This window comes from Marinobacter halodurans (genome assembly GCF_004327985.1).
In the GTDB taxonomy this organism is placed as follows: Bacteria; Pseudomonadota; Gammaproteobacteria; order Pseudomonadales; family Oleiphilaceae; genus Marinobacter_A; species Marinobacter_A halodurans.
Genome location: NZ_SJDL01000018.1, coordinates 1 through 20,123, shown reverse-complemented (window position 1 = coordinate 20,123; position 20,123 = coordinate 1). Strand labels below are relative to the sequence as shown.

General features: G+C 65.1%; 15 protein-coding genes. All 15 read left to right on the top strand.

From position 1 onward, the window contains the following. The first annotated feature begins 161 nt into the window (after positions 1–161). The 15 genes from tssB to EZI54_RS12230 all read left to right on the top strand — a co-directional run bounded on the left by tssB (position 162) and on the right by EZI54_RS12230 (position 19,895). On the top strand, positions 162–668 hold the full coding sequence (gene tssB, locus EZI54_RS12300; RefSeq protein WP_131482189.1) for a type VI secretion system contractile sheath small subunit: 507 nt from the start codon (positions 162–164) through the stop codon (positions 666–668). Between the two features lie 120 nt (positions 669–788). Then, positions 789–2,267 carry a type VI secretion system contractile sheath large subunit gene (gene tssC, locus EZI54_RS12295; protein ID WP_131482188.1) on the top strand — a complete coding sequence of 493 codons (1,479 nt, stop codon included), beginning with the start codon at positions 789–791 and terminating at the stop codon, positions 2,265–2,267. A 3-nt stretch (positions 2,268–2,270) separates the two neighbouring features. After that, the gene (tssE, locus tag EZI54_RS12290) at positions 2,271–2,711 is read left to right on the top strand and encodes a type VI secretion system baseplate subunit TssE (RefSeq protein ID WP_131482187.1); all 441 of its coding nucleotides are present in this window, start codon (positions 2,271–2,273) and stop codon (positions 2,709–2,711) included. Positions 2,712–2,715: 4 nt separating this feature from the next. Further along, positions 2,716–4,494, top strand: coding sequence for a type VI secretion system baseplate subunit TssF (gene tssF, locus EZI54_RS12285; RefSeq protein ID WP_131482186.1), 1,779 nt, complete (start codon positions 2,716–2,718; stop codon positions 4,492–4,494). Next, a complete protein-coding gene (tssG, locus tag EZI54_RS12280; RefSeq protein ID WP_131482185.1) occupies positions 4,458–5,474 on the top strand; it encodes a type VI secretion system baseplate subunit TssG in 1,017 nt (338 codons plus the stop codon). The genes tssF and tssG overlap by 37 nt, the downstream gene beginning before the upstream one ends. Positions 5,475–5,477: 3 nt before the next feature. Beyond that, positions 5,478–6,791, top strand: coding sequence for a type VI secretion system-associated FHA domain protein TagH (tagH, locus tag EZI54_RS12275; RefSeq protein ID WP_131482184.1), 1,314 nt, complete (start codon positions 5,478–5,480; stop codon positions 6,789–6,791). After that, positions 6,788–7,318 carry a type VI secretion system lipoprotein TssJ gene (tssJ, locus tag EZI54_RS12270; RefSeq protein ID WP_131482183.1) on the top strand — a complete coding sequence of 177 codons (531 nt, stop codon included), beginning with the start codon at positions 6,788–6,790 and terminating at the stop codon, positions 7,316–7,318. Before tagH ends, tssJ begins: the two co-directional genes overlap by 4 nt. A gap of 2 nt (positions 7,319–7,320) precedes the next feature. After that, complete coding sequence (gene tssK, locus EZI54_RS12265) at positions 7,321–8,655, top strand: type VI secretion system baseplate subunit TssK (RefSeq protein ID WP_131482182.1); 1,335 nt, start codon at positions 7,321–7,323, stop codon at positions 8,653–8,655. Positions 8,656–8,658: 3 nt separating this feature from the next. Continuing rightward, a complete protein-coding gene (gene icmH / locus EZI54_RS12260) occupies positions 8,659–9,453 on the top strand; it encodes a type IVB secretion system protein IcmH/DotU (RefSeq protein WP_131482181.1) in 795 nt (264 codons plus the stop codon). Between the two features lie 14 nt (positions 9,454–9,467). Beyond that, complete coding sequence (gene tssH, locus EZI54_RS12255) at positions 9,468–12,119, top strand: type VI secretion system ATPase TssH (protein ID WP_131482180.1); 2,652 nt, start codon at positions 9,468–9,470, stop codon at positions 12,117–12,119. A 9-nt stretch (positions 12,120–12,128) separates the two neighbouring features. Then, on the top strand, positions 12,129–13,709 hold the full coding sequence (locus EZI54_RS12250; protein ID WP_242674448.1) for a sigma-54-dependent Fis family transcriptional regulator: 1,581 nt from the start codon (positions 12,129–12,131) through the stop codon (positions 13,707–13,709). A gap of 2 nt (positions 13,710–13,711) precedes the next feature. Further along, the gene (gene vasI, locus EZI54_RS12245) at positions 13,712–14,356 is read left to right on the top strand and encodes a type VI secretion system-associated protein VasI (RefSeq protein ID WP_242674447.1); all 645 of its coding nucleotides are present in this window, start codon (positions 13,712–13,714) and stop codon (positions 14,354–14,356) included. A gap of 32 nt (positions 14,357–14,388) precedes the next feature. Continuing rightward, on the top strand, positions 14,389–15,822 hold the full coding sequence (gene tssA / locus EZI54_RS12240) for a type VI secretion system protein TssA (protein WP_131482179.1): 1,434 nt from the start codon (positions 14,389–14,391) through the stop codon (positions 15,820–15,822). A gap of 81 nt (positions 15,823–15,903) precedes the next feature. Continuing rightward, the gene (gene tssM, locus EZI54_RS12235) at positions 15,904–19,500 is read left to right on the top strand and encodes a type VI secretion system membrane subunit TssM (protein ID WP_131482178.1); all 3,597 of its coding nucleotides are present in this window, start codon (positions 15,904–15,906) and stop codon (positions 19,498–19,500) included. A 107-nt stretch (positions 19,501–19,607) separates the two neighbouring features. After that, on the top strand, positions 19,608–19,895 hold the full coding sequence (locus EZI54_RS12230; RefSeq protein WP_131482177.1) for a type VI secretion system PAAR protein: 288 nt from the start codon (positions 19,608–19,610) through the stop codon (positions 19,893–19,895). The last annotated feature ends 228 nt before the right edge of the window (positions 19,896–20,123 follow it).

The window sequence follows — 20,123 nt, the reverse complement described above, 5'->3', positions numbered from 1 at the left end:
GTCCCTCTCTGGCAACAACTTGCCCGGCGTACATAAGTTAACCAAAAAGTGGCGAATTTTTGCTTGAGGGGGACTGGGTTGGTGTGTAGAGTTTCGACCGTACAGCGTACCTGACGGTACGCACATGGAGAGTAGAACGCTAAACGGAGTTAGGAGTCCTCATGGCTAAGGAAGGTTCCGTTGCGCCAAAAGAGCGCATCAATATCAAGTATATCCCTGCAACTGGCGACCAACAGGCGGAAATGGAATTGCCGTTGAAGATGTTTGTTGTTGGTGACTTCAAGGGCCACCCCGAAGAAACCTCGCTCGAAGAACGCCAGAGCATTTCCGTCGACAAGAACAACTTCCAGTCCGTGATGACAGAAGCCGGTCTGAAGCTGTCCACGACGGTGTCCAACCGCCTCGACGACGAGGCCGATGACCTGCCGGTCAACCTCGAAATCAGCAGTCTTTCCGACTTTTCCCCGGACAGCATCGCCCGCCAGGTGCCTGAGCTGCGCAAGCTGATCGAGCTGCGCGAAGCGCTGATGGCGCTCAAGGGTCCGCTGGGCAACGTGCCGGCATTCCGCACCAAGCTGCAGGAACTGCTCGACAACAACGAAGCGCGCGAGAAGCTGCTGGCTGAGCTGGAACTGGCCACGGGCGAAAGCGAGCCGGAAGCCGGCTGATTCGAGCCGACGTCTCACTGAACCGGCGACCGGACTGAAGCCCCCAATCTCTGACCGCAGGATGCGGGTAGGCCGGCTCGCCTTTATCCGAAGACCCAATACGTACTGAAGGGATGTGGTATGTCTGATACAGCTGTACAGCAGTCCGCCGCGACCGAAGCCGCCGAGGGTTCCCTCCTCGATCAGGTCATGGCCAACAGCCGGATGCAACCGGCGGACGAAGGATACGATGTGGCGCGCCGCGGCGTCGCGACGTTTATCGCCAACCTGCTGAAAAGCGACGAGAAAGGTCAGCCGGTCAATAAGGCCCTGGTGGACCAGATGGTGGTCGAGCTCGACCGCAAGATCAGCGCGCAGATGGACGAAGTCTTGCACGCACCGGAGCTGCAGGAGCTGGAATCCTCCTGGCGCGGCCTGAAGCTCATGGTCGATCGCACCGATTTCCGCGAGAACATCAAGGTCGATATCCTGCACGCCACCAAGGCGGAACTGCTGGAAGACTTCGAGTTTGCGCCGGACGTCACCCAGACCGGTTTCTACAAGCACATCTACGCCAACGGCTACGGCCAGTTTGGCGGTGAGCCGGTCGGCGCCGTGGTGGGCAACTATGCCTTCACCCCGTCCTCGCCGGACATGAAGCTGCTGCAGTTCGTTTCCTCCGTCGGCGCGATGGCTCATGCGCCGTTCCTGTCGTCCGTGGCACCGACCTTCTTCGGTGTGGACAGCTTCCAGGAACTGCCGGCCATCAAGGAACTGGCCGACGTCTTCGAAGGTCCGCGCTACGCCAAGTGGCGTTCCCTGCGCGAGTCCGAAGACGCCCGCTACCTGGGCCTGACCGCGCCGCGCTTCCTGCTGCGCACGCCGTACGACCCGGAAGAGAACCCGATCCGCAGCTTCAACTACACCGAAGACGTCAGCGGCGACCACGAGCATTACCTGTGGGGCAACACCGCCTACCTGCTGGCGACCCGTCTGACCGACAGCTTCGCCAAGTACCGCTGGTGCCCGAACATCATCGGTCCGCAGAGCGGCGGTGCGGTGGAAGACCTGCCGGTGCACCTGTACGAGTCCTTCGGTCAGTTGGAAGCCAAGATCCCGACCGAGGTGCTGATCACCGACCGTCGCGAATACGAGCTGGCGGACGAAGGCTTCATCGCCCTGACCATGCGCAAGGGCAGTGACAACGCGGCCTTCTTCTCGGCCAACTCCGTGCAGAAACCGAAGGTGTTCCCCAACACCAAGGAAGGCAAGGAAGCCGAGACCAACTACAAGCTGGGCACCCAGCTGCCGTACATGTTCATCATCAATCGCCTGGCCCACTATATCAAGGTGCTGCAGCGCGAGCAGATCGGTTCCTGGAAGGAGCGTCAGGATCTCGAGCGCGAGCTGAACACCTGGATCAAGCAGTACGTGGCCGACCAGGAAAACCCGCCGGCGGAAGTTCGCAGCCGCCGTCCGCTGCGCGCCGCCCAGGTGACCGTGTCCGACGTGGAAGGCGATCCGGGCTGGTACCAGGTTTCCCTGGCGGTCCGTCCGCACTTCAAGTACATGGGTGCCAACTTCGAGCTGTCTCTGGTGGGACGCCTCGACAAGGAGTAAGTCGTGAGCTGGGACACCGGTGACCATGGTGTTCAGGCCTCCCGGGGCAGCCTGTTCGAACGACTCGACCAGGCTGCCCAGCCCGCAGGGACTGCAATGGGCGAATCCACCGGTGTGGTGGACTCCATCAAACGGCATCTGGTTCGGCTGCTCAATGCCCATCCGGGTAACAGCGCCAGTGCACCGGCCCTCGGGCTGGTGGACTTCAACGATGCCACCCTCGGTACCCAGGACCTGAACATCCGGATCCGCAGCGCGATCCGGCACTGTATCGAACACTACGAGCCGCGCGTAAAGCGCGTCGAGGTGACGACCTTGCCGGACGACTCGGACCCTTTGCAACTACGCTTCCAGGTCACCGTCCACCTGCGCGTGGAAGACGTCGAAGAGCGAGCCACGATCGATCTTCTGTTGGACGACAAACGCTATTACCGCGTGGTGTAACGTCGTGAAGTTAAACAGATTCTATCGGGATGAACTGAATTTCCTGCGCCTGCAGGGGCGCGAGTTTGCCGAGGCCCATCCTCAGTTGACCCGCTTCCTGTCGGAACAGAGTACCGATCCGGATGTGGAGCGGCTGCTGGAAGGCTTCGCATTCCTGACCGGGAAACTGCGGGAAAAGGTGGAGGACGAGTTCCCGGAGCTGACGCACTCGCTGCTGAACATGCTCTGGCCGAATTACCTGCGTCCGGTCCCCAGTGCCACCATCATGCGCTTCGATCCGCAGCTGCACTCCATCAGCGGGAAACAGACCATTCCCAGCCACACGGAAGTGCGCAGCGGCATGGTGGGCGATCGTCGGGGCCAGACCCAGTGCCGGTTCCGCACCTGCCGGGACATCGCCATGTACCCGATGACGCTGGCGGATGCCCATGCCGAGCTGTCACGGGAAGTGTCGGCGGTGGAACTGAGCCTGGCGATGCACACCGACCAGCCCCTGTCGGAACTGGGCATGGACAGCCTGCGTTTCTACCTGGGCGGCGACACCTTTACCGCACAGACGCTCTACCTGTGGATGAACCACTGCCTCGATGCCGTCGAGATGGAAGTGGACGGCAAGGTGATCCGACTGCCCAAGGACAGTCTGCGCCAGGTTGGGTTTGCGGCTGAGGATGCGATGCTGCCGTACCCCAAGAACGCCTACCCGGGCTACCGTATCCTGCAGGAATACCTGAGCTTCCCCGAGTCGTTCCATTTCATGGACCTGATCGGTTTGCAGAAGTACCTGCCGGCGGTCCAGGCGGACGAATTCAAGCTGCGTTTTCGCTTCAATCGCACGCTGCCGCCGGATGCGAAGGTCCGGGCGGAGAACTTCCAGCTCTACTGTACGCCGGCGATCAATCTGTTCAGCCACGAGGCCGAGCCGATCGATCTCAGCGGCCGGCAGACCGAGTACCGTATGCAGCCGTCCAGCCGCTTCGTGTCCCACTACGAGATTTTCAGTGTGGACCAAGTGGAAGGCTGGCTCGAAAACCCGGTTGGACGGGAACGGGGTGAGCCGCGACTTTACAGTGCGTTCGAGAGTTTCCAGCACCAGATCGAGCGCGATCGCAACCGGACGGCCCTCTATTACCGGGTCCGGGTGCGCGAGAGTGTGCGCGGCGACGGCTTCGATCACTACATTTCCTTCGTGCGTGGTGACGAACAGCTGTGTCTCAACCAGCACGAAGCCATCTCGGTAACCGTCACCTGCACCAACCGGCAACTGCCGAACCAGTTGGCGATCGGGGACATCTGCGAGGCGACCCAGGGCACGCCGTCGTTTGCCACCTTCCGCAATATCACCCGGCCGACGGCGACACTGCGGCCGACACTGGATGGCAGCCTGCTCTGGACCCTGGTGTCCAACCTGTCGCTGAACTACCTGTCGCTGCTGGACGTGGACGCCCTGCGCTCGGTGCTGCGGGTGTATGACTTCCGCGCCCTGGTGGACCGCCAGGCGGAGCGGGTGTCGCAGCAACGGCTGGCAGGCATCCAGAAGATCGACACCAAGCCGGTGGATCGCATGTATCGCGGCCTGCCGGTGCGGGGCATCCAGTCGACGCTGACGCTGGACCAGCAGTCGTTCGCCTCGGAAGGCGATCTCTACCTGTTCGGCACAGTACTCAGTCATTTCTTTGCACTTTACGCGAGTATCAACGCGTTTCACCTACTGGACGTGGTGAATTCCGAAAACCGGGAGCGGTACACATGGACGTTACGGACCGGGCAACAGCCCCTGATGTAGCCGGCCTGCAGCCCGTCCTGGGGAACGCTCGCCGCTATAACTTTTTTCAACTGGTCGACCTGATCCACCGCCTGCACGGCGACGATCTGGAACGGGCCACCGACGACGCGCCGCAGCACGAACGGATTCGCTTCTCGTCGGCCGCCGGCCTGGGATTCCCGGCCAGCGACGTGCTGTCGGCCGGGCTGCCGGAGCACGAGTACGCGCCCTACCAGATGGAAGTCAGCTTCCTGGGTCTGCACGGTTCCCAGTCGCCGCTGCCGGGGTATTACCTGGAAGAGCTGGCCTGGGAATACGGCCAGCAGTCGGGGCTGCGGCGTTACTTCCTGGATTTCTTCAACCACCGGCTGGTGACCCTGTTCCACCGGGTCTGGCGCAAGTACCGCTACTACGTGCGCTTCCGGCCGGGCGCCAGCGACGCCTTCTCCGAGCACGTGTTCTCGCTGGTGGGCCTGGGCGACAGCGACCTGCGCGGCGATACCCCGATCAACTGGTCGAAGATGCTCTCCTACGCCGGCCTGATGGCCGGGCGCAGCCGCTCGCCGGAAGTGGTGAGCGGTATCGTGGCCCACTGTTTCGACCTGCCGGACGTGGAGATCGAACCCTGGGTGCTGCGCAAGGTGGCCATTCCCGCCGACCAGCAGACCCAACTGGGCCGGGCCAATGGCTGCCTGGGTCAGGAAACCCTGGTGGGCGACAGTATCCGCGACCGCAGCGGCAAGTTCATCCTGCGGCTCAAGAGTTTGAGCCGCGAGCGCTTCATGGACTTCCTGCCCAACGGCCAGGACCACCAGAGCCTGGTCAAACTGGTGGAGTTCAGCATGCGCGAGCAGTTGGCCTTCGACCTTGAACTGGAAATCCGGTCCGACGACGTCGAACCCATGCAACTGGGCAAGGATGTCCGGCTGGGTTGGACCACTTTCGTTAACCCAACGCCGGGCGAGCCGCAGCAGGCCGTCCGTCTCCAGATCCGGCGGTGAATTATGGACACAGCAACCAAGACACGCCTCAGGCTGAGCATTTCCAACCCCGCGGACGTCGGCGTCAGCTCTGACCTGGGCTGCGACTTCGGCGAACGCGGCGGTTCCATCGGCTCGGCGGACAGCGACACCTGGCGCCTGTCGCCGCACCGCACCGGTGTGTTGCCCAACCACACCGAGATCCGCTGGATCGATGGCCACTACTGCGTCATCGACCGTTCCGGGCGCACCTACGTCAACAGCGCCAGCATGCCGGTGGGGCGTGGGCGCCGGGCCCGGTTGACGGACGGTGACCGGCTGCGGGTGGGCAACTACCTGCTGCTGGTGGACCTGATCGAAGGTGACGAGCCCACCTCGATTCCCCTCGACCAAGCCGCGGACGATCCCTCGCTGGTGAATGCGCCGGAAGGCGAGCTGGCGGAATTCGAGCCGGAAAAACCGCAGCGGGCCAACCCGCTGGATCACCTGGACCCGACGCCCACCGAGCGGGAGCAGCGGGATCCGATGGATGGCTTCAGCTACCAGGACCGGGACCTGGCCGCCGAGCAGGAACGCAAGCTGCTCGACGACGATCCGCAGTGGTACGGAACACCCCCGGAAGCCAGCGACCCATACATGGACGAACGGGAACGGGCCCTGCGCCTGCCCGTCATCAACGGAGGACAGCGGCGCATGGAAGACGACCGCACTGACATCAGTCGTGGCGACGCCACGGAGCAGAGCCGACAGCACATCAGTGGTGCGCCGCTGATGCGCGGGCTCGACAGCGACATCCGCTTCGACAACAGCGACGCCATGCAGGGCTTCCTGGAGGAGGCTGGGCGCACCATCAAGGCCACCATCCAGGGACTGCTGGACCTGCACCAGCGGGAAGACAGTCGTCACCAGGCGCTGCGCACCCGGCTGCAGCCGATCGAGGACAACCCGCTGCGGCTGGGCCAGGACTACGCGCAGGTGATGGAAACCCTGTTTGCCGGCGAGCGCAGCCCGGTGCACCTGTCGGCCCCAGCCGCGGTCACCGAAAGCCTGACCGGCCTGCGTCACCACCAGTTGGCCACCCAGGCGGCCATTAGCGAAGCGCTCGACGCCATCCTCCACGCCTTCTCGCCGGACAATCTGCTGAAGCGCTTCCACGGCTATCGCCGTGCCCTGAAGCCCGGCGAGAGCGAGCCGGCCTGGGCCTGGGAAATGTACACCCACTATTACCAGGAACTGAGCTCCAGTCGTCAGCGCGGCTTCGAGCGCCTGTTCGCGGAAGTGTTCGAGCAGGCCTACGACCACCACCTGAGAAAACTGCAGCGGGAGGCCACCCTGTGAAAATCGCTCATCTCATCCTGTTGACGGCCGTGATCGGCCTGACCGGCTGCAGCGGACCGTTCAAGGCAATCTCCAAGACCGCCCAGGTGATGTGGGATCCGGATACGCCGGTGGGTGAACCGGAAGAACGCCCGTCGAAAGTGGATCTCACCATGCTGGCGGAACCGGACATGAACCCGAACGACGCCATGCAGCCGGCGCCCATCAACTTCCAAATCATCCAGATGGAAGACAGTTCGATGATGTTGGCGGCGGATTTTGACCAGATCACCGAAGATCTCGAAGAAGCCCTGGGCGCCAACTACATCGACCACAGCGATTATTCGATGGTGCCGGGCCAGTTCAAGTACATCGAACCGTTCGAGATCGACTCGGACACCCGGTACATCGGCGTGGTGGCGTTCTACGCCTTTCCCAACGAGTCGCAGTGGAAAAAGGTGGTGAAGGTGGAGCCCGAGGGCGGCCAGTACCACATCCTGGTGAACCTGCGTGAACGCGAAGTCATGATGCAGAAGGCGGATCAGTAAGTATGTCGGGACATAATCGCGTGGTCTGGAGTGATGGGCTGTTCATCAAGCCGCAGCACTTCCAGCAGCAACAACGTTACTTCGAGCAGCAGATCAACGAACGGGCCTTTGCCGTGTCCGACTACCTCTACGGGTTCGGCGACCTGCAGCTCAACGACGAATACCTGAGCTTCGGCCGCATCGGTCTGGTGCGGGCCAACGGTATCTTCCCGGACGGCACCAGCTTCATCCTGCCGATGCAGGACGCCATGCCCGAGCCCCTGGAGATCACCGATTCCTCGGTGGCCAACCAGGTGGTGTACCTGGCCCTGCCGCTGGGCTCGGACAGCCTGCCGGAAATCGAGTGGCCGGAGTCCGGCGTCTCGGCGCGCTTCCTGGCGGAAACCCAGGACATCCGCGACCTGCATTCCATCGACGGCGACCAGCACGCCATCGACATGGCCAAAGTGAAGCCCTGCCTGATGCTGGAGCGGGATGACCGCAGCGCCTACGCCGCGCTCGCCATCGGCCGCATCCTGGAGAAGCGGCCGGACGGGAGCCTGGTGATGGATGCCAGCTTCATGCCCACCATGCTGAGCGTGCGTGCAGCCCCCAAACTGCAACGCTTCGTCGGCGAAATGGCCGGCCTGATGCGTGAACGTGCGAAAAACATCGCCGAACGGGTTGGTTCGCCGAACCAGGGAGGCGTCGCCGACGTGTCTGATTTCATGCTGCTGCAGATGCTCAACCGGGCCCATCCGCGCTTCATGCACCTGGCGCGGGTGCGTCAGCTGCATCCCGAGCGCCTCTACGAAGCCCTGCTGGAGCTGTGTGGCGAGCTGGTGACCTTCACCGACGAAAGCCGCCTGCCCAGCGAATACACCCCCTACGACCATGACCTGCCGGAGGCCTCGTTCGCGCCGCTGATGCAGGTGCTGCGCCAGTCCCTGAGTACGGTGCTGGAGCCGCGGGCGATGGCGATCCAGCTGCAGCAGCGCCAGTATGGCCTGACCGTGGCGCCGATCCAGGACAGCCAGCTCATGGGCCAGGCGGAATTCATCCTGGCGGTACGCGCGGACATGCCGACCGACGACCTGCGCAAGCAGTTCATCCAGCAGTGCAAGGTGGGCTCGGTGGAGAAGATCCGCGACCTCATCAGCCTGCAGTTGCCCGGTGTTCCGCTGGTCCCGCTGCCGGTGGCACCGCGCCAGTTGCCGTACCACGCCGGCTTTACCTACTTCCAGCTCGACGCCCGCAGTCAGGCGTGGCAGATGCTGGACAACGCCAGTGGCTTTGCCTTCCACGTGGCGGGCGACTTCCCCGGCATCGAGATGCAGTTCTGGGCCATCAGGAGCTAGATCATGGACGATTCCAGCGTAGTGGCAGCCCCGCAGGAGGACACCTCCGCCAAGCTGCTGTTTGACGAGAACCCCAACAGCGAAGTGACCGCCGATGAGACCTTCCGCCTGCGGGGCTATGAGAACAACCGGCTGGTGGACGCCGCCATCCCGCTGCTGGGCCTGGTGATCCGGGTGCGCCGGCTGGCGGATTTCGGCCGGGTCCCCCAGCTCTACCAGCAGGTGGTGGACGAGATCACCGACATCGATCGCGAGCTGATCGAGCAGGGCTACGAACGGCCGACGGTGGTGGCGTACCGCTACGTGCTCTGCGCCTTTATCGACGAGGCGGTGCTGGGCACGGACTGGGGCGCCCACAGCGCCTGGTCCCAGCAGTCACTGTTGTCCCGTTTCCACAACGAGACCTGGGGCGGGGAAAAGGTCTTCGCCATCCTCTCGCGGATGGAGCGGGAGCCGGACCGCTACCGGGATATGCTCGAGTTCATCTACGTGGCGCTGTGCCTCGGTTTCGAGGGCCGCTACAAGGTGATGGAAAACGGCCGTGACGAATACGAGCGCATCATCGCCGGCCTGCATCGCCAGATTGCCGACCTGCACGACGAGGAAGTCCCGGAAACCCTGGGTAACGCGCTGGAGCACGTCACGCCGTCGCGCAACCGGTTCCGCACCGGCCTGCCGCTGTGGAGCATCTTCGGCGTGTTCGTGGCCGCCATGGTCACCGTCTACACCCTCTACGACATCGCACTGGATAAGCGCATCAAGGACGTGCTCAGTGTGCTGGCGCAACTCCCGAATTAGGACAAGGAGAGCACATGCTTCGGGTTGAATTACCGGCGCTGATCGGGCGCCTCAACGAGATTTGCCGTGAAGGCCTGGAAGCCTCCGCGGCCCTGTGCATTGCCCGTCAGGGCGCCGAGATCATGCCGGCGCACCTGCTGTTCAAGCTGCTGGAAACCCCGTATTCCGACATCCGCCTGATGCTGGACCAGGCCGGGATCGACCACATGGTCCTGCAGCCGCTGGTGGGTGAGAGCCTGGAAGGTGGCCTGCAGACGGCCGATGCCTACCCGTCGTTCTCGCCGCTGCTGATCGAACTGATCCAGGACGCCTGGCTGCTGGCTTCCACGGAACTGGAGCACGGCCAGCTGCGTTCCGGCGCGATCTTCCTGGCGCTGCTGCTCAACGCCGACCGCTACCTGATGCCCCGTGTGGCCCGGGAGCTGGACAGCCTCAACCGGGAGCACCTCAAGCGCCAGTTCGCCACCGTGACCCGCGGGTCCATCGAGGAGCCGGTAGCGGACAGCGGCGGCGATAAGCCGGCCGCGGTGGCCGCCGACGAGTCCATGCTCAGCCGCTACGCCTCGGACTTCACCGAGCGGGCCCGCAACGACGAGCTGGATCCGGTGCTGTGCCGGGACGCCGAAATCGACCAGATGATCGACATCCTCTGCCGCCGTCGCAAGAACAACCCGATCGTGGTGGGCGACGCCGGCGTGGGCAAAAGCGCCGTGGTGGAAGGCCTGGCCCTGCGCATCGTCGCCGGCGAAGTGCCGGATCGCCTGAAAGACGTGGCCCTGTGGGCGCTGGACCTGGGCGCCATGCAGGCCGGTGCCTCGGTCAAGGGCGAATTCGAGAAGCGGCTGAAAGGTGTGATCGAAGCGGTGAAAGCCTCGCCAACGCCCATCATCCTGTTCATCGATGAGGCCCACACCCTGATCGGTGCGGGCAACAGCGAAGGCGGTTCCGACGCCGCCAACCTGCTCAAGCCGGCACTGGCCCGCGGCGAGCTCTGCACCGTCGCCGCCACCACCTGGCGCGAGTACAAGAAGTATTTCGAGAAGGACCCGGCCCTGAGCCGGCGCTTCCAGCCGGTGGCGCTGGGCGAGCCCACCACCGGACAGGCCGTGCACATCCTGCGGGGCCTGCGGCCGGTCTACGAGAAAGCCCACCAGGTGCTGATCGACGACTCCGCGCTGACGGCCGCCGCGTCCCTGTCCGCCCGCTACCTGGCCGGACGCCAGCTGCCGGACAAGGCCATCGACGTACTGGACACCGCCGCCGCCCGTGTCAGCCTCAACCTGAGCACCCCGCCGCGCCGGCTCAGCCACGTGCGCAGCGAGCTGCACCAGCTGCGGATGGAACACGAGCTGCTGGAGCGCCAGAGTCACCTGGGGCAGGACACCGATGCCGAACGCACGGACGATGTCACCACGCAGGTGGCCGCGCTGGAAGCGGAAGCCGCTGAATTGCAGGAACGCTGGGAAAGCCAGCGCGCGCTGGTCGCCCAGCTGATCGACGTGCGTGAGCGTTTGCTGACCCCGGAAGCGCCGAAATCCGAAGGCGAGACGGCAGAAGAGGCTGAAACCGAAACGGTGGATGCGGACACGCTGCGCCAGGAAGCCGCGGCCCTGCAACAGGAGCTGGACCAGCTCCAGGCGGACGAACCGCTGGTGCACGCCCTGGTGGACACCCGCCAGATCGCCGAAGTCATCGCCGACTGGACGGGGATTCCCGTCAACCGCATGACCGCCGACGAACTGCAGAAGATTACCCATCTGCCGCAGCACCTGGAAGCCCACATCAAGGGACAGGATCCGGCGATCGCAGCCCTGCACCAGCACCTGCTGACCGCACGGGCCGACCTGCGTCGTCCGGGCCGGCCGATGGGCGCCTTCCTGCTGGTGGGGCCGTCCGGCGTGGGCAAGACCGAAACCGTGGTCCAACTGGCGGATCTGCTCTACGGCGGTCGCCAGTTCCTGACCACCATCAACATGTCCGAATACCAGGAGAAGCACACGGTTTCGCGCCTGATCGGTTCGCCGCCGGGCTACGTCGGCTTCGGCGAGGGCGGCATCCTCACCGAGGCGATCCGCCAGAAACCCTATTCGGTGGTGCTGCTGGATGAGGTGGAGAAGGCCCATCCGGAAGTGCTCAACCTGTTCTACCAGGCGTTCGACAAGGGCGAACTGGCGGACGGTGAAGGCCGCCTGATCAACTGCCAGAACGTGGTGTTCTTCCTCACCTCCAACCTGGGCTACGAAACCATCGTCCAGCACGCCGAGCGCGAGGGTGAGTTCGACGCCGCCGAACTGGACGATGACCTCTACCCGGTGTTGGCGGACTTCTTCAAGCCGGCGCTGCTGGCCCGCATGGAAGTGGTGCCCTACCTGCCGCTGGGCGAGGACACGCTGGACCGCATCGTCGGCGACAAGCTGGCGCGCCTGGCGGACCAGATCCGTGACCGCTACCGCACCGAGGTGGTGCTGGAAGACGGCCTGGTGGCCGCCATCCGCAGCCGCGCCACGCGCAGTGAGAACGGCGCGCGCATGCTGGAATCGATCATCGAGGGCGAGCTGCTGCCGCCGGTATCGCTGGCGCTGCTGGAAAAACTCGCGGCACGGGAAACGGTCAGCGAAGTCCGGCTGGGCATCGCTGACGGACGGTTTACCGGCACGGTAAGCTAAGGACGCACTATGGGACGGATGCAGATGGAACTGCACACCGGTATCGACCTGGCCGTGGAATTGCTGCGCCAGCCGGATCGGGCGGCGCTGCTGGGCTGTGCCACCGCCCAACTGGAACAGGTCTTCGGCCTGAGCCGGAGCTGGGTGCTGGAACTGGAGGCCAGCGGCCGCACCCTGATCTGCCCGGCGCTGGACGCGGAGCTGCGTTTCGAGTGCGACGATTTTTCGCACCCGTTCGCCCACGTCCTGCGCGAGGGCAAGGCCCTGGCGCTGTCGTCCGTGGCCTGCGCCCGGCTCGATCATGCCGGTCTGAGCCGGCTGTTCGACGCCAGCCGGGGCGCGGACTCCATCTGGATCCAGCCACTGAAGGCGGGCAATAACCGCACTCTCGGTGTCCTGGTGCTGTGTGGCCTGGATCCGGCCTGGGACGACATCGCCGGCCAGCCTTTATACAAGGGCCTGCTGGCGTTGATTGGTCTGCAGTGGGCAGCGCACCGGGACCGGGACGACCGGCTCTGGCAGCAGCGCCTGTTGAGCCGTTCCCTCAGTTCCCTGCGGGACACCGAGACCGAGCGCCAGAAGAGCGACCTGCTGGCCCGGAGTCTGGTGGGGCCGTCGCGCGCCATGGCCGATTTGCGCGCCCAGGTGATCCGCGCCGCGGGCACCCAGCTGTCGGTACTGGTGCAGGGCGAGACCGGTTGCGGCAAGGACCTGGTGGCCCGTGGCATCCACGATTTCTCGGAACGCAGCGACGGGCCGTTCATCGTCGTCAACTGCGCCGCCATCCCGGACAGCCTGCTGGAGAACGAACTGTTCGGTCACACCAAAGGCGCGTTTTCCGGGGCGAATGCCGCCAAGCAGGGGCTGCTGGCCCAGGCGAACGGTGGCACGCTGTTCCTCGACGAGATCGGCGACATGCCCATGGCGCTGCAGTCCAAGCTGCTGCGGGTGCTGGAAACCCGCCAGTTCCGTCCACTCGGCGCCCGCGGGGAAGTGCATTCCGATTTCCGGCTGGTGGCCGCGACGCACCAGCCGCTGCCGACCCGGATCCAGGACGGGGAGTTCCGGCGCGACCTGTTCTATCGCCTCAGCCAGTTCCCGGTGCGGGTGACACCGTTGCGGGATCGGACCGAGGACCTGGAACCGCTCTGCCGCCACTTCATCCAGCGCTACCGTGAGCGCGAGGGCCGTGGACCGCTGGGGATCAGCAGCCACGCGCTGGAATACCTCAAGCCGTACGCCTTTCCCGGTAACGTGCGCGAGCTGCGCAACGTGATCGAGTTTGCCTGCGTGCAGACCCCGGAACAGGAAGACATCCAGGCAGAGGACCTGCGACTGGATGCCCTGGCCAGCCGGGAAGAAGCGCCGGCCGGCGAGGCTGACAGCACGGCCGTTCCGCAGCCGGGCGTGCCGGTCCTGAGCGACATCGACGACCTGCGCGCGGCCGCCCAGGCATTCGAAGCCGCCGTCATCAGTGCGCGACTGCGCCAGTATGGCGGCAACCGGGCCCAGGCGGCAGAAAGCCTGGGGCTACCCAAGCGCACGCTGGCGCACAAGTGCCAGAAGTTCAATGTGACGGAGACAGGATAATCATGCGTCAGCGTTTTCTAATGGCAGTCATCGCGCTGGTTGCGTGCTCTGCCCAGGCCCAGGCCAACAGCGGTGAGACGCTGGCGGCGGCTGCGGCCTGTACCCATAAAGTGGCCCGGCTGGAACGTCTGGCCTGCTTCGATGAGGTCTTCGGCACGCCGGTCCGCACCCCGGACGAGCAGGCCGCCGCCGAACCGGCGGCCAAGCCGGTGGTCTGGCAGGCGGCCTACGATCAGGAAGCCCGACGTACGCCGGAAGACGGTGCGCTTGAAGGGCAGGGGGATGCGGGCTACCTGGTGACCGTTCCCGCGTTGGGGGCCGTGCCGCCGCGGCCGCTGCTGACGGTGCGCTGCGACAATAACATCACCCGGTTTGCCGTGATGCTGCCGAAGGCCACCTCCGCCGAGCGGGTAGCCCTACGGCTCGACACCGACGGGCGCACCCAGTCCCAGACCTGGCGCGTGCGGGACGATGGCTATGTGGTCAGCGGCGGACGCGGCCTGCCGGCCATCCGCACCCTGCACCAACTGGTGAATGCCGGGCAGCTGTCCCTGCAGGCGGACGAGGCGGCCCTGGACGGGCTGATGTTTGACCTCAGTGGCTTCCGCAAGGCCCTGGGACCGCTGCGCGACGAGTGCGGCTGGTAAACGATCAAGAACGACACAGGACGTAGGCGAGCATGCAGGCAGTCGAACAACATCCATACGTGGAGCAGGTGCTCTCGCCGCTGGCGGGTGAATTGCCCCAGGGCAGCAGGCTGGAGGAAGATCCGACCCTGGAATTCCTCGACAACGAAATCATGAAGATGGGCTCGCTGGCCCACAGCGACATCGACTGGGCCAAGGTGGAGCAGGAGTCCCTGCGCCTGCTGGCGGACATCACCAAGGACCTCAAGGTGCTGGGCTTCCTGCTGCTGGCCCTGCAGCGCGGCGGCAGCGGCGAGCGCTTTGCCCTGTCGATCCACCTGCTGTGCGAGGTGATGCAGGGCTGGTGGCAGGACGCCTGGCCCTACCCGGGGTCCAAGGGCGCGCGTCCGCGCCGCATGCTGTTCGGCCAGATGATGCAGCGCGCCGGCGCCGAGGTGACCCGGCTCAGCTTCGACAGCGGCCTCGGCGACGGCCGCCAGTTCTGCCTGGACCAGTTGGACCGCCTGCTGGCGCTTGCCGAAGACGAATCGCTGCCCACCGAGGCAGTCATGGACCTGCGCCACGCGGTCAACAACCTGCCGGAAGTCGGGCAGGTGCGCGAGGAGTCGGTGCCGGCCGCCAAACCGCCTGAAACGTCCAGCCCGAGGTCGACGCCCCCCACGACCAGCCGTTCATCGTCAGGTGGCCTGGGGCACCTGACCCTGGACCCGAAAGACGAGCGTGCCACCCGCCAGAGCCTGCTGCGGGTGGCGGATCTGCTGACCGACCTGGATCCCGGCTCGCCGCTGGGTTACCAGATCCGCCGCTTCGCCATCTGGCACAGCATCACCACCACACCGCCGGCCCGCAAGGGCGGGCGCAGCGACCTGGCCGCCGTCAGTTCGGACCGGGTGTCCGATTACCGCGAGAGCCTGGGCCGGGGCGCGGACATGACGCTCTGGGGCCGCATCGAGCAAAGCCTGTCGGTCAGCCCGTTCTGGCTGGAGGGCCACTACCTGAGCGCCCAGGCGGCGGAGCAGACCGGTCATCCCAAGTGCGCCGAGGCGATCCGCACGGCCCTCAAGGATTTCGTCGAGCGTTTGCCGGCACTGGCCGACATGACCTTTTCGGACGGCTCGCCGTTCCTGCCCAAGCCGGTACGTGAGTGGTTGCTCACCAGCAGCCCCGGTGGCGCGGGCAAGCAGGCACGGGGTGCCGATTGGCAGAAGGCCTACGAAACCGCCCAGGACGTCCTCAAACAGGACGGTCTGGCGCCGGCCATGAAATTACTGGAAGACGGCCTGGCCAAGGCCAAGGAACCGCGGGCCCAGTTCTACTGGCGCCTGATGAGCGCCGAGCTGCTGCGGGACAGCGGCCTGAAAACCCTCGCCAAACAACAGGTGGGCGACCTGCGGGACCAGACCGTCGGCCGCACGCTGGAAGACTGGGAACCGTCGCTGGTGGCGCATCTGGAGCGCCTGTCATGACGGCACCGACACGCAAGCTGGACACCGTTTTAACCGGCGGCATCGCAACGCCACCCATCAGGGAAAGCAGGAAGTAAAGGCATGGAAATCCGAAGCACGTTAGTCAAGATCGGCAAGAAGCTCTGGCCGTTTATCCGTACCGGTGGCCCCATTGCGCTCGCCCTGGGGTTTGGTTTGCTGGTGGCCGCCATCTGGTGGCTGGGGCCGACCTGGGAATGGCGCGGCCAGGTGCCGCTGGCCAACTGGCAGACCCGCGCCATGGCGACCCTGGGACTGGTCCTGCTGGTGGCCGTGTTCTGGGGCTGGATACTGTCCCGTCGCCTGAAGAAGGTGGACAAGGCCCAGGCCGAGGCGCGCCAGGAGACGGAAGACCCGATCCTGGTCAACGAGCGGCGCCAGACCCGGCTGCTCAACCGCAACCTGTCGTCCCTGCGCAACAACATCCGTGGGCGCAACGCCATCTACCGGCTGCCCTGGTACCTGGCCATGGGCCTGGAAGGCGCCGGCAAGACCAGCCTGGTGCAGCGCTCCGGCCAGACCTTTACCCTGACCAACGTCACCCGTAACCGCCAGACCGAGCGCAACCCGAACGGCTTCGAGTGGTGGATCAGCGACGACGCCGTCGTGATCGACCCGGACGGTGAACTGCTCAGCCAGGACAGCGGCTCCGCCAACGGCGGCAACCTGCAGGCGCGACTGTGGAAGCACTTCATCGCCTGGCTGGAAGAACACCGCCCGCGCCGGCCGTTGAACGGCGTGATCCTGACCATCGACCTGGCCCACCTGAGCTCGCTGGGCGAGGCCGAACGCCGGACCCAGGCGGTGCTGCTGCGCACCCGCCTGCGGGAGCTGATGGAGCAGATCGGCTCGCGCCTGCCGGTGTATGTCAGCTTCACCAAAATGGACCTGCTGCACGGCTTTACCGCGTTCTTCCGCAAGCTGAACAAGGCCGAGCGGGAACAGCCGCTGGGCTTCACCTTCGAGCTGGAATCCCTGCAGGACCCGGATCAGTGGCTGGACCAGTTCGAGGCGGCGTTCCACAAGCTGGTGGACCAGATCAACGTGCGGGTCCCGCAGCTGTTGTCCGAGAGCCGTGATCCGGAAGAGCGGGCTGCGATCTATTCCTTCAGCCGCCAGGTGGCGGGCCTGATGCCGGTCACCCAGCAGTTCCTGACGGAAATGCTGGCGGCGGACGCCTTCTCCACGCCGGCGCTGGTGCGCGGTGTCTACTTCACCTCCGTCTATCAGGAAGGGGTGCCGGAAGACGCGTTCATCTCCGCGACCGCTCGCCATTATGGCCTGGCGGACGCCATCCAGCCGGCCCAGCGCGGTGGCCAGTCCATGACCTTCTTCAGCGAGCGGCTGTTCCCGGAGGTCATCTATCCGGAAGCCGGGCTGGCGGGTGACAACATCCGCGTCACCAAACAGCGCCGTCGCGCCATGGCCACCGCGGCCGTACTTGCGGTCGCTGCCGGTCTGGGCATGACCGCCGGCTGGCACCACTACTTCATCAAGAACGCCACCGCCGCCCAGCAGGTGGAGAACCGGGTGCACGGCTTCCTGGACGACTGGCAGCCCACCGGCATCGGCCAGACCCTGGATCCCACCGGCCGCAACCTGCTGGCGCCGCTAAACCAGCTGCGGGACGCCACCCTGGCGTTCGGCGACTATCGCAACAAATGGCCGACGGTCAGCGACATGGGCCTCTACCAGGGCGACAGGGTGGGGCCGGAAGTCGATAAGTCCTATCTCGACATGCTCTCCTACCAGTTCCTGCCGGCGCTGATGGAAGGCGTCATGGACGAGATGAACCAGTTGCCCGAGGGCAGTGCCGATCGCCTCGCCCACCTGCGGGTGCTGCGCATGCTGTACGACGCCAGCGGTCGCCGCAACGACATCGTCATGGACTACATGTCCCGCTACTGGCAGTCCCAGTATCCCGGCCAGCGCGCGGTGCAGGAGCGCCTACTGCAGCACCTGGAATACGCCATGAACTACACCGACCTGGCGGACCGCCAGGCCCGGGGCGACATCGCCGCCGACACCGCGCTGGCGCCGTTCCAGAACAGCGTGAAGTGGGCGCAGAAGGAACTGGGCCAGATGGCCACGCCGGATCGTGTCTACGATCAGCTGCGTCACCGTGGCCGGCGTGACCTGGCCGCACCGCTGGACCTGAAAGGCAAGGGCGGTCCCGCCTTCCAGCTGGTGTTCACCGAGATCGACGACCACGACAAGCCGGTGGACAGCGTCCTGAACACCGAGGACGATCCGCTGCAGATCCCGCGTATGCTGACCAGTGACGGCATGAAGCACTACTTCGTACGGGAGTCCGAGCAGGTCACCGAACTGGCCCTGGTGGACGCCTGGGTCCTCGGTCGCCGCAACGACGTGGACTTCAGCAAGGCGGACGAACAGCGCCTGCAATCGGAGCTGCGCAGCCACTACGCCGAGGATTACGCCAAGACCTGGCGTGGCGCCCTGAACCATCTGGCGATCCGCGACTTCCAGGATCTCAACGACGGCGTCCGTGTGCTGGAAAGCCTGACCGGCACCCGCGAGCCGCTGGTGGAACTGCTGGAATCGGTCAAGGCCAACACCCAACTCTATCCGCCCCAGACCGACCAGCCGGAGGAGGCCCGCGAGGCGCTGGAAAAATCGCCGGCGTATCGTATGGCGCAGGACATCGAGCAGCAGTTCGCCGGCATCAACGGCCTTTTCCAGAAGGAAGGCGATACGCCCTCGCAGATCGAGGAGATCCAGACGGTGTTGCGTTCGCTGCACGACTACCTGCGCGGCATCCAGGAATCCCCGGACAGCGGCAAGGCGGCCCTGGCCGCAGCCCGCGACCGGCTGACCCTGGAAGGCGCCGACCCGATCTTCACCCTGCAGCGCATGGCCCGCACCATGCCGACGCCGGTGGACCGCATGCTCAACAAGGTCGCCGCGGAAAGCTGGCGCGTGGTGCTGGACAAGGCCATCGCCCAGCTCGAGCGGCAGTGGTACGACGAGGTCTACCAGCCGTTCCAGCAGGGCCTGGCGCGCAACTACCCGTTCAACAGCAACGCCGGTCGTGACGCGGCCCTGCAGGACTTCGAGCGCTTCTTCGCGCCGGACGGCATCCTGGATACCTTCTACAAGAACAAGCTGAAACTGTTCCTGGAGGATCATCCGGAGCACATCGCCCTCAGCAAACGGGCGACGCTGATCCGCCGCGACGTCATGACGGCGCTGGAGCAGGCCAAACAGATCCGGCAGGCGTTCTTCACCCGCAACGGCAGCCTGGACGTGGAGTTTGCATTGGAGCCGGTGAACCTGTCCGCCAACAAGCGGCGCAGCGTCATGAACATCGACGGCCAGTTGGTTGAATTCAGCCATGGACCACGGCAGAGTATTCCCCTGATCTGGCCGAACACGCTGCGCGACACCGTCGAGAGCGAGGTGACCCTGGTGCCGGTGGAAGTGAACCGCTCGCCGCGCAGCCGCATTGCACGCGGACCCTGGGCGTTCTTCCGGCTGCTGGACAAGGCCGACATCACCGGTGTCAGCCCCAGCGCCATCGACGTCAAGTTCCGCATCGACGACGGCAGCGTCCAGTACCGGCTGCACGCCGCCGGCAACGTCAACCCGTTCACCCAGCAGCTGCTGGCGGGTTACCAGATCCCGCGCAGCCTCTACTGAGGCGCGGGCGCTTGGCAACAGGTCGTATTGTGGGCCCGGCATGACCGGGCCACACTGCGCGAAGGAACCGGCATTCCATGTGGGATGCCGCATCAGGGAGAGACAACATGGGTAAGAAAGTCGTACTTCTGGGCGATATCGGCACCGATCATGAAGGCTACCCGCCCACGCCGGTCATCGCCGCGAGCAGCACCGTGCTGATGGACGGCAAGCCGGTGGCCCGCCAGGGCGATCCACTGGCGCCCCACACCAAGCCCGACAGCGGTACCCATCCCCGCGCCATTGCCGGCGGCAACCCCACCGTACTGGTGGAAGGCAAACCCATTGCCCTGGACGGCGATGCGGTCACCTGTGGTGGCTTTATGATTGGCAGTGGGTCCGGCTCGGGCGGATAACATGCCGGTTCGCGTGTTTTGGTAGTCTCCCGGCGCAGGACTGCGGCGGGTTGCAGAGAGCAACACAGTACTGATCAAGGACGAATCTCATGTCTCAGCCAACCGGCCTGCAGTTCACGGCCCGCCTCGGCAGCCTGCCGGACGACACCTTCGCGGTGGTCGAGTTCGAACTCGAAGAGCACCTGTCCCGGCCCTTTACCCTGACCCTCAAGCTGGCCAGCACCTTCG